This is a genomic window from Billgrantia pellis (assembly GCF_008297955.1).
In the GTDB taxonomy this organism is placed as follows: domain Bacteria; phylum Pseudomonadota; class Gammaproteobacteria; order Pseudomonadales; family Halomonadaceae; genus Halomonas; species Halomonas pellis.
The window spans coordinates 536723-550367 of sequence record NZ_VTPY01000004.1; the positions used below are offsets into that span (position 1 = coordinate 536723).

The window sequence follows — 13645 nt, forward strand, 5'->3', positions numbered from 1 at the left end:
TCGCTCATGCAAGGCCCCGCCGAGGCGGGGCCTTCTTCGTACAGCCAGAGCGCGATGCGCTTGCCGTCAGAAGGAGCGGCGGCGATAGCGGCGATACTCCGGCGTCCAGCTGCTGCGCTCGATGGCCTGGCGCAGCTTGATACCGTCGGTGCGCAGTGCCACGCCCTCTTGCTGGGCCTGGGCGGCCACGTCGAAGGCGATGGCCTTGGAGAGCTCGCGGATCTGCGACAGCGCCGGCAGCAGCGATCCTTTGCCCTCCTTGACCAGTGGCGCCTCGCGGGCCAGCGCCCGCGAAGCGGACATCAACATGGCATCGGTGACGCGCTTGGCGCCGCTGGCCACCACGCCAAGGCCGATACCGGGGAAAATGTAGGCGTTGTTGCACTGGGCGATAGGATAGGTCTTGCCGTCATGCACCACCGGCATGAAAGGACTGCCGGTCGCCACCAGCGCCTGGCCGTCAGTCCACTCGAGCACCTCCGAGGGCGTGGCCTCGGCGCGGGAGGTGGGGTTGGAGAGCGGCATGATCACCGGCCGCTCGCAGCCGGCGTGCATGGCACGGACCACGTCCTCGGAGAACAGCCCCGGCTGCCCCGACACGCCGATCAACACCGTCGGCTTGATATGGCGCGCCACTTCGAGCAGGGATTGATCCTGCCACCCTTCGACGAGTTCGGGCTCATGGGACAGGCGGCGCTGGAAGTCGCGTAGCCATGCCTGATCCGAGGTCACCAGGCCTTCGCGGTCGACCATGAACACTCGGCGGCGAGCCTCCCTCTCGGAGAGCCCCTCCGCCTGCATGGCGATCACCACCTGTTCGGCAATGCCGCAGCCGGCGGAACCGGCACCGACGAAGACCACACGCTGGTCGGCGATGGTCTCGTCGCGGGCCTGACAGGCCGCCATCAGCGTGCCAACGGCGACGGCGGCGGTGCCCTGGACGTCGTCGTTGAAGCAGCACAGCTGATCCCGATAGCGCTCCAACAGCGGCACGGCATTGGCCTGGGCGAAATCCTCGAACTGCAACAGCACGTTGGGCCAGCGGCGCTTCACCGCGGCGATGAATTCATCGAGGAAGGCATCGTACTCCTCCTGGGAGATGCGCGGGTGCCGCCAGCCCATGTACATGGGGTCGTCGAGCAGTGCCTGGTTGTTGGTGCCCACGTCGAGAGTGATCGGCAGCGTGTAGGCCGGGCTGATGCCGCCGCAAGCGGTATAGAGCGCCAGCTTGCCGATGGGAATGCCCATGCCGCCGATGCCCTGATCGCCGAGGCCGAGAATGCGCTCGCCGTCGGTCACCACGATCACCTTGACCTTGTCCTTGGTGGCGCTGCGCAGGATGTCATCCATGCGCTCGCGGTCCGGATAGCTGACGAACAGCCCGCGGTGGCTGCGGTAGATATTGGAGAACTCCTCGCAGGCCTGACCCACCGTCGGGGTGTAGATGATCGGCAACATTTCCTCGAGATGCTCCATCACCATGTGATAGTAGAGGGTCTCGTTGTCGTCCTGGATCGCCCGCAGGTGAATGTGCCGCTCCAGGTCGCTATGACACTGCTGGTACTGGCGGTAGGCCCGTTCGGCTTGCTCCTCGATGGATTCCACGTTCTGCGGCAGCAGGCCGACCAGGTTGAACTCGAGGCGCTCCTCGCGGGTGAACGCACTGCCCTTGTTGAGCAGCGGCATCTCGAGCAGCGAAGGACCCGCGTAGGGAATGTAGAGGGGGCGTTTGCTTTCGATGGGCATCTCTGATCTCGTTGCGGTGACTGGAACCGGGCCGTAAGGGAAACGCTGCCATCGCGCCACGCTGTGATTCATTCGCACGGCCAGTCGAGCAGTGTCTCCCAAGCGCTCTGACGGCGCCTTGGCGCTAACTCTACCACGCCTGTGCTGCGGCGGCGCCCTGGCTCAACTTACCTTGGCCCGGGTCCTTTCGCTGGGCGGGCGGTCGAAGAACAGCGGGCGCAGCCGCACGCCTAGCATGTTGCCGGCGAAGCCCGCCACTAGCCACACCCAGCCGTGCAGGCTGCCCGAGGCGATGCCGCTGAAGTAGGCGCCAATATTGCAGCCGAAGGCCAGACGCGCACCATAGCCCAGCAGCAGCCCGCCGATCACCGCCGCCAGCACCGAACCGAGCGGAATGCGTAGGGTCGGGGCGAAGCGTCCGGCCAGAGTGGCGGCGACCATGGCGCCGAGGATGATTCCGATGTTCATTACCGTGGTGATGTCGCTCCACACGCTGGCGCGCAGCGCTGCGGCATTGGCCGGGTGTTGCCAGTAGCCCCACTGAGTCACGTCGCCGCCGACGAATTCGTAGGTCTTGGCCCCCCACAGGGCGAAGGCCGAAGTGATGCCCCAGGGGCGCCCGGCCAGGGCCAGGGTGGCAAAGTTGAGCAACGCCAGCGCCACCGCACCGAGCAGCAGCGGCCAAGGACCGGTGAGCCAGCGCCTCTCGCTCAGGTTGACGCGCGGGCTCTCCTCCAGCCGGCCATGGCGACGCTTCTCCATCAGCACGGTAAAAGCGGCGATGGCGCCGAACAGGGCCAGACTCACGGCGATGCCGCCGCCAGCACCGAAGGCCTGCACCAGCGACACCGGCTGAAAGGCCGGCAAGCTCATCCACCATGAGAAATGAGCGGTACCGATCAACGAGCCGGCAATGAAGAAGAGCAGCGTTATCACCATGCGCGCATTGCCGCCACCGGCGGTGAACAACGTGCCCGAGGCACAGCCGCCACCGAGCTGCATGCCGATACCGAAAAGGAAAGCGCCCACCACCACCGAGACACCGATCGGCGAGACGAAGCCCGTCACGCTCTGCCCCCACAAGGTACCCGCGCCCAGTGCAGGGAAGAACAGCACCACGGCAATGGCCAGCATGACCATCTGGGCGCGCAGCCCGCGCCCACGGCGCTCGCTGATAAAGACCCGCCAGGCGGCGGTGAAACCGAAGGCGGCGTGGTAGAGAGAAACGCCGAGCAACGCCCCGACGATCATCAGCAGCCCCAGGCGCGTGCCGTAGGCCAGGCCCACCAGCAGCGCCCCGGCCAGCAGCAGTGCCCCCAATATCGAGGAGATCCGCCGTGGTCGTTTCGCATCCAGTGCAGTGGCCATCCGATTCCTCCTTATCCTCTCCTGTAGAGTGGCAAGTTTGATCGATGCATGCCAGGCAGCGGGCAGAACGAGACAGGGCGCCCAGCGAAACCGGGTACCTTCTCCCACTCCTTATGCAAAGCGGCCCAGCCCCACGGTCTGGCGCAGCTTGTCCATGAGCGGGGCGGCCTCGGCACGTGCCCGCTCGGCCCCCTTGAGCAGCACGCTCTCGATGTGTCCCGGATCCTCCATCAGCGCCTGATAACGCTCTCGGGGCTCCCGGAGCTGGGCGTCGAGATGCTCGAACAGACGGTTCTTGACTTCGCCCCAACCGATGCCGTTCTCGTACTCGCGGCGCATCGCCTCGCGCTCATCGCGGCTGGCGAAGGCGGAGTAGATCTGGAACAGGGTGCAGCCCTCGGGATCCTTGGGCTCGCCGGGCTCCAGCGAATTGGTCTTAATCTTGCGCACCAGCTTGAGCAGTTTCTTCTCGGAGACGAACAGCGGAATGGTGTTGTTGTAGCTCTTTGACATCTTGCGCCCGTCGAGGCCGTTCAACACCGCCACGTCATCATCCACCACCGCCTCGGGCAGGGTGAAGAATTGCCCCTTGTAGAGATGGTTGAAGCGCCCGCCCATGTCGCGAGCCATCTCGATGTGCTGGATTTGGTCGCGCCCCACCGGCACCTTGTTGGCATTGAACATCAGGATGTCGGCGGCCATCAGCACCGGATAACCGAACAGCCCCATGGTGATGCCCTTGTCGGGGTCCTGGTTGCCGGCGGTCTCGTTCTCGGCCACCGCCGCCTTGTAGGCGTGGGCGCGGTTCATCAACCCCTTGGCGCACACACACGAGAGCATCCAGGTCAGCTCGGGGATCTCGGGAATGTCCGATTGCCGATAGAAGATGGCGTTGTCGGTGTCCAGCCCCAGCGCCAGCCAAGTGGCGGCAATTTCCAGACGCGACGCCTGCACGCGCTTGGGATCCTGACACTTGATCAGCGCATGCAGGTCGGCGAGGAAGTAGTAGGACTGCACGCTGGGGTCCTGGCTCGCGGCGATGGCGGGCTTGATCGCGCCGACGTAGTTGCCCAGGTGCGGGGTACCGGTGGTGGTGATGCCGGTGAGAACGCGGGTCTTCTGTAAAGCTGCACTCATGGAAGGCGGACTCTGCTAGCGGAAATGCCCGCTATGGTAACGCGAGGGGACGGTCAAGGCGACCTGGCCAGGTGCGCCCCCCGCGGCTTTCCCGGCGCCGCTCGCCAAGGCGATTCGTGTAGCGCCAAACAAATTGGCGAGCGAGATGAAGCGACCAACAGCCGTAGGCGGGCCCCGGAGGGGCGAGAAGCCGAAAGCTTCGCGTCAACCGGAGCCTATGGGGTGTAGGTGAGGATTCCGACCGGGCGGGCGCACCAGTACCACGCAACGCAGCGATTCGCTCGCGCAGACATTTGTTATACCAGGCTGGCGGGATCGACGCTCTGAAGGCCGAAGGCCTCGCCCACGGCGCGGTAGGTGACCTGGCCATCATGCACGTTGAGCCCCGGCAGGAAGTGCGGATCGTCGGAAAGCGCCCGCTTCCAGCCCTTCTCGGCCAGGGCGATGACGAACGGCAGGGTGGCGTTGGTCAATGCCTGGGTGGAGGTACGCGCCACCGCCCCCGGCATGTTGGCCACGCAGTAGTGGACGATGCCGTCGACGATATAGGTCGGCTCGGCGTGGGTGGTCGCGCGGCTGGTCTCGAAGCAGCCGCCCTGGTCGATGGCCACGTCCACCAGCACGCTGCCGGGCTTCATGTCGGCGAGCATCGCGCGGGTGATCAGCTTGGGCGCGGCGGCACCGGGGATCAGCACGGCGCCGACGATCAGGTCGCATTCGCGCACCGCCTCGTCGATGGCGTCGGCGGTGGAGAAGACGGTCTTCATGCGGCCCTGGTAGCGGTCGTCGAGGACCTCCAGGCGCGGGATCGACTTGTCGAGCACGGTCACCTCGGCACCCAGGCCCAGCGCCATGCGTGCGGCGTTCTCGCCCACCACACCGCCGCCGATCACGGCGACCTTGCCGGGAACCACGCCGGGCACGCCGGGCAGCAGTACGCCGGAACCGCCCTGGGCCTTCTCCAGGCTATGTGCCCCGGCCTGCACCGCCATGCGGCCGGCCACGGTGCTCATCGGTGCCAGCAGCGGCAGGCCACCTTGCCGGTCGGTGACGGTTTCGTAGGCGATACAGGTGGCCCCGCTCTCCATCAGCCCACGGGTCAGCTTCTCCTCGGCGGCCAGATGCAGATAAGTGAACAGGATCTGGCCACGGGAGAGGCGTGCGACCTCCTCCGCCTGCGGCTCCTTGACTTTGAGGACCAGCTCCGCGTCGCGCCAGACGGTGTCCACGTTCGCCTCGAGGCTGGCCCCAGCCGCTTCATAATCGGCATCCGAGAAGCCAGCGCCTTCACCGGCACCGACCTGAACGGTGACCGAATGGCCACGCGATACCAACTCACGGGCTCCCGTGGGTGTCAGGGCGACGCGATACTCATGGTTCTTGATCTCCTTCGGCACGGTAATCTTCATGAAGCACCTCCTGGGCGTTGACTGCACGTTGTTTGGTATACGACAGGCGCATTACAGCACAGGAAGTTCAAACATGAAGCATTCGGAAACAAGTACGGCAAAAATCCTCGCAGAGACAACGGACAGCAGAAAAACGTCGTTCGAAAGAAAACGCCGACAAAAAATTTTCAAGCCTGCTCGACAATGAGCGCACCGCCGTAGACAGCCACGTACTCCTCGGGGAGCCGCCGTGGCCGGCCGCTGGTGAGTTCGATGCAGGCAAAGCGGGTGCGTGCCCGCAGCAAGGTCCGGCCATCGGCGGGACGCAGTAGCTGGAAGCGGCGGGTCAGGGTAAGACGACCGTCGCAGTCGACGATCCAAGTGGCCAGCCTCAGTCGGTCACCGTTGAAGGCGGGGGCCAGATAGTCGAGTTCGTGGCGGTGTACCGCCATGGCGCGGTCCAGCTCGCGGTAGCGGGCCAGATTGAGGCCCAGCCGCTCCGAATGGGCCCAGCTCACCTGTTCGACCCAGCGCAGGTATTCGGCGTTGTTGGCATGGCCGTATTCGTCGATAGCCGAGGCGTCGACCTGGATCTCGATGATGAACGGATCGGGCAAATCCCACGCTTCCTGCATCTCACATCTCCTTGTCGCTGCATTGCCAGCAGGCCTCGAAAACGCCCTCCAACCGTTCGCCACAGGAGGACGGGCAGATCCATTCAGGGGCCTCGCTCACGCCCTCCAGAGCCTCCCGAATGATGGTATCGGCATGCTTGCGATTGTGCGACGCCACCCACACCTCGGGCTCGCACTCTCCCAACGGCAACTCTCCCGCGCCCCCACCCAGCACCATGTTGCGCAGCTCCACGGGAATGCCCGCCGCGGCCAGCACGTTGCGTACGTGGCATACCAGCAGCGCATTGGAGTGAGCGAAGACACGCACGTAATTCATAAGCGGTATGCGCGAATGTCAGTCAGGACCAAGCCGCTCCCCACGAACCACTCCATTCTTCAGTCGCGGAAGACGCGAACACCCAGCGTCTTCAAATAAGCGGTTTCAGGAATGGCAGGATGCACCGGGTGATCCGCTGCCTGGTGCCCCTGATAGAGCACCTGACCGTGGCGGTCCTGATGGCGCACCGCGCCACGCACCACTTCCATCAGCCGCTCCGGTGCCAGGTGCATGGAGCAGGAGGCGGAAAGCAACAGTCCGTCGCGCCCCAGCAGGCGCATCGCCTCGCGGTTGAGCTTGGCGTAGGCGCGCTCGCCGTTGGGAAGGTCCTTGCGCTTCTTGATGAAGGCCGGTGGATCGAGGATCACCACGTCGAACTGCTCCCCGTCGGCTTTGAGCGCGGCCAGCGCTTCGAAGGCATCGGCCTCGCCCACCGCCACTTGCTCATGGAGACCGTTGAGCGCCGCGTTCTCGGCCACCCGTTCCAGCGCCTGAGCACTGGCATCGACGCACAGCACTTCGCTGGCGCCATGTGCCGCCGCCTGCACGCCCCAGCCGCCGATATAGCTGAACACGTCAAGCACCCGCTTGCCGGCAACCAGCCCGTTGAGCCAGGCTCGGTTGGCCCGATGATCGAAGAACCAGCCGGTCTTCTGCCCGTCGAGCACGGGCGCGTGGAAACGGACGCCATTCTCTTCAAGCCGCACCGGGCCGTCGAGCTCACCCTTGGCCACGATGACCTGACGTTCGAGCTGCTCCTGGCGGCGGCCCGAGGAGTCGTTCTTGAACACGATGACCCGCGGCGAGAGCACCTTGTCCAGTGCGGCCAATATCTCCTCGGCGAGGCGCTCCATACCGAGAGTATTGAGCTGCACCACCAGCACGTCATCGAAACGATCGATCACCAGTCCCGGCAGCAGGTCGCCCTCGCCGTGTACCAGCCGGTAGAACGGCTTGGCGTAGAGCCGCTGGCGAAGGGCCAGTGCCTGATTGAAACGATGCACCAGCAGCGAACGGTCGAGGCGCACACCGGAATCGCGCGACACCACCCGGGCGCAGATCAGCGAATTGGGATTGACGTAAGCCACTCCCATCGCCCTGCCGTTGGCGGCTTCGACCACTACCTGGCCGCCCGGCTCGAGCCCCTTGAGCGGCGTGGCCTCGGTGTCGACCTCGTTGGAGTAGAGCCACAGGTGACCGGCCTTGAGGCGGCGGTCGGCGTTCTTCTTGAGGCGCAGGGTCTGGGTCATGGTAGGTCTCGTGGAATGGAATCATCTTTGGCAAGAAGGACAGAACACACTGGCCCGTTGTCCCAGTGTCACCAGGCGCAGCTCACCGTTGCAGCGCCGGCAGCCCTGGCCATGCCGGCCGTAAACATTGAGGCGCTGTTTGAAGTAGCCCGGCTCGCCGGTGCCGCTGACAAAATCGCGCAGGGTGGTACCGCCCTGCGTAATGGCCGCGGCCAGCACCTCGCGCACCGCCGTGGCCAAACGCCCATAGCGCTCGCGGGAGATACGCCCCGCCGCCCGGCGCGGGTCGATGCCCGCCAGGAACAGCGCCTCGCTGGCATAGATATTGCCCACGCCCACCACCACGGTATTGTCCATCAGGAACGGCTTGACCGCCATGCGACGACCGCGCGAGAGCCGATAGAGCCGCTCGCCGTCAAAGGCCTCCGACAGCGGTTCGGGCCCCAGGCTCGCCAGTCGCGGGTCGCTCTCGGCGCTGCCGGCCAGCCAGTCGACGAAGCCGAAGCGTCGCGGGTCGTGATAGCGAAGGATGGCACCGTCGTCCATCACCAGATCGATATGGTCGTGTTTTCTTGGTAGCTCGCCAAGGCGAGCAATACGCAGGCTGCCCGACATACCCAGATGCCAGATCAGGCTGGCGTCGCCGTCGCCCTCGATCGGCAGCAGCAGGTACTTGGCACGACGAGAAAGCGTGCCGACACACGCCCCGACCAGGCGATCGATGAAGTCGCCAGGTACCGGCACGCGCAGGCGCGGCTGACGTACGATTGCCTCTACGATTTCGCGCCCCTCCACGTGTGGGGCGATGCCTCGCCGGGTGGTCTCGACTTCGGGAAGCTCGGGCATGGCGAGAAGATCCGGGAATAGATACGCCTGAACCCGGCGGCGAGCCGGGTTCAGGGGGACAGGTCTTGCTACCTGCGGCTGGAAGCCATCAAGTCACCCGATGATGTCCGTTGCCAATGGGCGGACATCGGAACGGCTTACTTGATCTTGGCTTCCTTGTACATCACGTGCTTGCGGACGACCGGATCGTACTTCTTGAATTCGAGCTTGTCCGGAGTGTTCCGCTTGTTCTTGTCGGTGGTGTAGAAGTGACCGGTACCGGCACTGGACACCAGCTTGATCTTGTCACGCATGATGGCTGTCTCCCTGGAAGATCGCTTAGACGGCTTCGCCGCGCTTGCGGATATCGCTGAGTACCGCGTCGATACCCTTCTTGTCGATGATGCGCATGCCCTTGGAGGAGATGCGCAGCTTGACGAAGCGATTTTCCGACTCCACCCAGAAGCGATGGGTGTGCAGGTTCGGCAAGAAACGACGGCGGGTCTTGCGCTGGGAGTGTGAAACGTTGTTTCCAGTCACCGGACGCTTGCCGGTAACCTGACATACTTTGGACATGGGAGCCTCCAACCGCTTGGCCAGGTGGTCAAACCTGTGTGTTCAAAACCTGTCGGGCAAACCGGGAACGACCCCGTTGTCATTTGACCCAAGGGAATTCAAAGGCTGCACTTTATAGCAGAGTGCGCCCCGTCAGGCAATAGTAGCCGCGTATTCTACACCTCACGTCCCCCACTCCCGCAAGTGTTTATCACCGCTACCGCTCGCCTCCCACCCGACCAAGCCCCCCTATCATCCACCGACTAGCGAACCGAGCTCACCCGCCCCTTCCCTAAAGCCATCCTCTCTCGGCGAAGGACACCACCTCACCATCGCCGATGACGAAATGATCCAGCACGCGAATGTCGAACAACCCCAGCGCCTCGCGCAGCCGCTCGGTGATACGCCGATCGGCATCAGAAGGCTCGGCCACGCCCGAAGGATGATTATGGGCGAAGATGATCGCGCCGGCGCCGAGCTCCAGTGCCCGGCGCGCCACTTCGCGGGGATAGACCGAGGCGCTGTCCAGCGTGCCGCGGAACAGCGACTCGAAGCGGATCACTCGGTGTTGGGTGTCGAGAAATAGCGCAGCGAACTCCTCGTGCCCGAGGTGGCGCAACTGCGTGGCCAGGTAGGCACGCACCAGGGTGGGGGATGTCAAGGCACTCCCGCGGGCGAGCTGGGCAGCCAAGTGGCGCTTGGAGAGTTCCAGGGTCGCCTGTAGCTGCACGAACTTGGCCGTGCCCAGGCCGCGCTCGGCACAGAAGCGCGCTTGGTCAGCTTCGAGCAATTGACGCAGGCCGCCGAAAGCCGTGAGTAGATCGCGAGCGAGATCCACCGCCGAACGCCCCGTCACCCCCACCCGCAGAAAGATCGCCAGCAACTCGGCGTCGGACAGCGCCTCGGCGCCCAGCGCCAGCAGTTTCTCCCGCGGCCGCTCGCCCTCGGGCCAGTGACGGATCGACATCCTCTGTCTCCTTGTTACGCTTCCATAGTGAAATGATGCCAAGCATTGTAACCGAACCACACGGAGTGCTGCGGCTGCGCAACTTCAACGGCAGTGGTAAGGTAGAAGGTCGGGTTTCAGCTCAGGAATTCGCCATGACAACGCTTTCCGCCACCCCGGTCGCCGGTCGGCGCATCCTGCTCGGCATCAGTGCCGGTATCGCGGCCTACAAGAGCGCTCAGCTCGCCCGGCTACTCAGGCAGGCCGGCGGTGAGGTGCGAGCGGTCATGACCCAGGGCGCCCAGGCCTTTATCACTCCGCTGACGCTGCAGGCACTAACCGGCGAACCGGTGCGCACCTCACTGCTCGATCCCGAGGCCGAAGCCGGGATGGGCCATATCGAGCTGGCGCGCTGGGCCGACCTAATCCTGATCGCCCCGGCCACCGCCGATCTGATGGCACGGCTCGCCACCGGTCAGGCCGATGATCTGCTCACCACACTCTGCCTGGCAAGCGAAGCCGACAAGCTGATGGCACCGGCCATGAACCAGGCCATGTGGCGACATCCCGCCACTCAGCGCAACGTCATTCACCTCGAACAGGACGGCTGGCGCCTGCTGGGCCCCGATAGCGGTGACCAGGCCTGCGGCGACGTAGGACCGGGTCGCATGCTCGAGCCCGAAGCGATCGTCGCCGAGCTCGGCCGGCTGCGAGACCCCACCCCACGACGACAGGACGCAGCAACGCAAGATACCCCGGCGCTGGGGCTGCATATCGCAATTACCGCCGGTCCCACCCGGGAGCCCCTCGACCCGGTGCGCTACCTTTCCAATCACAGCTCGGGGAAGATGGGTTTCGCTCTGGCGGCGGCGGCGGCCGAACTCGGCGCCCGTGTCAGTCTGATCAGCGGACCGGTAAGCCTGCCGACACCGGATGGCGTCGAGCGCATCGACGTGGAGACGGCACTGCAGATGCACGAGGCGAGCCGCCGCCTGGCCGGCGACTGCGATATCTTCATTGGCTGCGCCGCGGTGGCAGACTACCGAGCCGAGGCGCCGGCCGAGCACAAGATCAAGAAGGTCGAGAGCGAGGATGCACTGACGCTGAGACTGGTCAAGAATCCGGATATCATTGCCGATATCGCCAATGAGCGGGACGCGGCAGGGGGGCGCCCCTTCGTGGTGGGCTTCGCCGCGGAGACCCGCGACCTGGAGGCCTACGCTCGCGACAAGCTCACGCGCAAGCGTCTGGACATGATTGTCGCCAATGACGTTTCCAGCGCCGGGCTGGGGTTCGGTGCCGATGACAACGCCGCCCTGCTGCTGTGGCGCGATGGCGAGGGCGAGGGGGGCGAGAGCCTGCCACCTCAACCCAAGACCCAGCTGGCCAGAGCGGTGATCGAACGCGCGCTCGGCTGCCTGTCGGTCCGCCCGGTCCACTGAACGCCACTTTCCGAACGAAGCATCGAACGCAACGGAGTCCCGATGACCGACACGACACCAAGCCCACCATCCGTCCGGCCTCGCCTGGAGGTTAAACTGCTAGACGAGCGGCTGCGCGACTACCTGCCCCGGTATGCCACCCTCGGTTCCGCGGGCATGGATCTGCGCGCCCTGCTCGATGAACCGCTGACCCTCGAGCCCGGCCAGTGCGAGCTGATCCGCACGGGGCTCGCCGTGCACATCGGCGACCCCGGCCTGGCCGGCCTGATCCTGCCGCGCTCGGGGCTCGGTCACAAGCACGGCATCGTGCTCGGCAATCTGGTCGGACTGATCGATTCCGACTACCAGGGCGAGCTGATGATTTCGACCTGGAACCGCGGCAGCGCCCCGTTCGTGCTGGAGCCGTTCGAGCGCCTGGCCCAGTATGTCCTGGTGCCAGTGATCCAGGCCGAACTCGACGTCGTCGACCGCTTCGAAGCCAGTCTGCGTGGCGAAGACGGCTTCGGCAGTTCGGGCCGTCACTGATCACCGCCCCTGCGGATGCCGGCCGCAACAAGGATCGACACCGGCCGCATCGCCTCGCAACCCTGATCACATTGACATACACCCAGCATTGACAAGGAAACGTTATGAGCCAAGCCCAGAACAGCACCGTCCCCGCTTCCATCTTCCGCGCCTACGACATTCGCGGCATCGTCGACGATACCCTGAGCGAGGCGACCGTCGAGAAGATTGGCCGCGCCATCGGTTCGGAGGCCGCCGCCCGCAACGAATCCACCGTGGTGGTGGCCCGCGATGGCCGCCTCTCCGGACCGCGGCTCAGCGAGGCGCTGATTCGCGGCCTGACCGCTGCCGGCCGCAACGTGATCGATATCGGCATGGTGCCCACGCCGGTACTCTACTTTGCCACTCACGTGCTCGAGGGCACCGCTTCGGGAGTCATGGTCACCGGCAGCCACAACCCGCCCGACTACAACGGCTTCAAGATCGTGCTCGGTGGGGAGACGCTCTCGGGCGAAGCGATCACGGCGCTGTACCGCCGCATCGAGGCCGGCGAGCTCGCCGAGGGCCAGGGCAGTGTGCGCCACGAAGACGTGCGCAACGCCTATCTCGAGCGCATCGTCGGCGACGTCAAGCTGGATCGCCCGATCAAGGCGGTGGTCGACTGCGGCAACGGCGTGGCCGGCGAACTCGGCCCCAAGCTGATCGAGAAACTTGGCGCCGAGACCGTGCCACTGTTTGCCGAAATCGACGGCCACTTCCCCAATCATCACCCTGACCCGGGCAAGTTGGAGAACCTGCAGGACGTGATGCGAGCCGTGAAGGAGACCGGCGCCGACATCGGCCTGGCCTTCGATGGCGACGGCGACCGCCTGGGCGTGGTCACGCCGAACGGCAAGCTGGTTTATCCGGATCACCTGCTGATGGCCTTCGCCGAGGACATGCTGTCGCGCAACCCTGGCGCGCGGGTGATCTTTGACGTCAAGTGCACCGGCAACCTGGCGCAAGTGGTCGAAGAAGCCGGCGGCACGCCGGAAATGTGGCGTACCGGCCACTCGCTGATCAAGGCGCGCATGAAGGAGACCGGGGCTCAGCTCGCCGGCGAGATGAGCGGCCACATCTTCTTTCAGGAGCGCTGGTACGGCTTCGACGACGGCCTCTACGGCGCCGCCCGGCTGCTCGAGATCCTGTCCAAGCAGGACATGGATGCCGATGCCTTCTTCGATCGTTTCCCGCAGGACTTCGGCACCCCCGAGATCAACGTGCACGTGACCGACGAAAACAAATTCGACCTGGTGGATAAGCTGGCCCGCGAGGGCGACTTCGGCGAAGACGGCGTCAAGACCACGCTTGACGGCATCCGCGTTGATTACTCCGACGGCTGGGGCCTGTGCCGCGCCTCCAATACCACGCCGGTGCTGGTGCTGCGCTTCGAAGGCAAGAGCGACGAGGCCCTTGCACGTATCCGCCACCGTTTTGCCGACGCCCTCAAGCAGGTCGACCCGACGCTGACGCTGCCGAATTGACGACAGCGCT

At 65.0% G+C, this 13645-nt stretch carries 14 protein-coding genes; 3 read left to right on the top strand and 11 right to left on the bottom strand.

The genetic code is table 11. The features are described from left to right. Positions 1–66: 66 nt before the first annotated feature. From F0A17_RS12765 to radC, 11 genes are all read right to left on the bottom strand, one after another. Entirely contained in the window at positions 67–1746 is a 1680-nt protein-coding gene (locus tag F0A17_RS12765; protein ID WP_149328709.1) for an NAD-dependent malic enzyme, read from the bottom strand. 162 nt (positions 1747–1908) lie between these two features. Then, positions 1909–3114, bottom strand: a complete 1206-nt coding sequence (locus tag F0A17_RS12770; protein WP_149328710.1) for a YeeE/YedE family protein — start codon at positions 3112–3114, stop codon at positions 1909–1911. Positions 3115–3225: 111 nt separating this feature from the next. Continuing rightward, positions 3226–4251 carry a tryptophan--tRNA ligase gene (locus F0A17_RS12775; protein WP_149328711.1) on the bottom strand — a complete coding sequence of 342 codons (1026 nt, stop codon included), beginning with the start codon at positions 4249–4251 and terminating at the stop codon, positions 3226–3228. Between the two features lie 296 nt (positions 4252–4547). Further along, positions 4548–5660 (bottom strand): alanine dehydrogenase, encoded by a 1113-nt coding sequence (gene ald / locus F0A17_RS12780; protein ID WP_149328712.1) that lies wholly within the window; start codon positions 5658–5660, stop codon positions 4548–4550. Positions 5661–5827: 167 nt separating this feature from the next. Further along, positions 5828–6274 carry an acyl-CoA thioesterase gene (locus F0A17_RS12785; protein ID WP_149328713.1) on the bottom strand — a complete coding sequence of 149 codons (447 nt, stop codon included), beginning with the start codon at positions 6272–6274 and terminating at the stop codon, positions 5828–5830. Between the two features lies 1 nt (position 6275). Then, the gene (locus F0A17_RS12790) at positions 6276–6590 is read right to left on the bottom strand and encodes a putative signal transducing protein (protein ID WP_149328714.1); all 315 of its coding nucleotides are present in this window, start codon (positions 6588–6590) and stop codon (positions 6276–6278) included. Between the two features lie 59 nt (positions 6591–6649). Next, positions 6650–7840 carry a class I SAM-dependent rRNA methyltransferase gene (locus tag F0A17_RS12795; RefSeq protein WP_149328715.1) on the bottom strand — a complete coding sequence of 397 codons (1191 nt, stop codon included), beginning with the start codon at positions 7838–7840 and terminating at the stop codon, positions 6650–6652. Positions 7841–7861: 21 nt separating this feature from the next. After that, the gene (mutM, locus tag F0A17_RS12800) at positions 7862–8686 is read right to left on the bottom strand and encodes a bifunctional DNA-formamidopyrimidine glycosylase/DNA-(apurinic or apyrimidinic site) lyase (protein ID WP_149328716.1); all 825 of its coding nucleotides are present in this window, start codon (positions 8684–8686) and stop codon (positions 7862–7864) included. A 137-nt stretch (positions 8687–8823) separates the two neighbouring features. Then, positions 8824–8979 (bottom strand): 50S ribosomal protein L33, encoded by a 156-nt coding sequence (rpmG, locus tag F0A17_RS12805; protein ID WP_016417370.1) that lies wholly within the window; start codon positions 8977–8979, stop codon positions 8824–8826. A gap of 25 nt (positions 8980–9004) precedes the next feature. Next, positions 9005–9241, bottom strand: coding sequence for a 50S ribosomal protein L28 (gene rpmB / locus F0A17_RS12810; protein ID WP_149328717.1), 237 nt, complete (start codon positions 9239–9241; stop codon positions 9005–9007). A 271-nt stretch (positions 9242–9512) separates the two neighbouring features. After that, positions 9513–10187, bottom strand: coding sequence for a RadC family protein (gene radC / locus F0A17_RS12815; protein WP_149328718.1), 675 nt, complete (start codon positions 10185–10187; stop codon positions 9513–9515). Between the two features lie 134 nt (positions 10188–10321). On the opposite strand from radC, the gene coaBC reads away from it, so the two are divergent. The 3 genes from coaBC to F0A17_RS12830 all read left to right on the top strand — a co-directional run bounded on the left by coaBC (position 10322) and on the right by F0A17_RS12830 (position 13635). Beyond that, complete coding sequence (coaBC, locus tag F0A17_RS12820) at positions 10322–11608, top strand: bifunctional phosphopantothenoylcysteine decarboxylase/phosphopantothenate--cysteine ligase CoaBC (protein ID WP_149328719.1); 1287 nt, start codon at positions 10322–10324, stop codon at positions 11606–11608. Between the two features lie 42 nt (positions 11609–11650). Next, complete coding sequence (gene dut / locus F0A17_RS12825) at positions 11651–12133, top strand: dUTP diphosphatase (RefSeq protein WP_149328720.1); 483 nt, start codon at positions 11651–11653, stop codon at positions 12131–12133. Positions 12134–12237: 104 nt separating this feature from the next. Further along, positions 12238–13635, top strand: coding sequence for a phosphomannomutase/phosphoglucomutase (locus F0A17_RS12830; protein WP_149328721.1), 1398 nt, complete (start codon positions 12238–12240; stop codon positions 13633–13635). Positions 13636–13645: the final 10 nt, after the last annotated feature.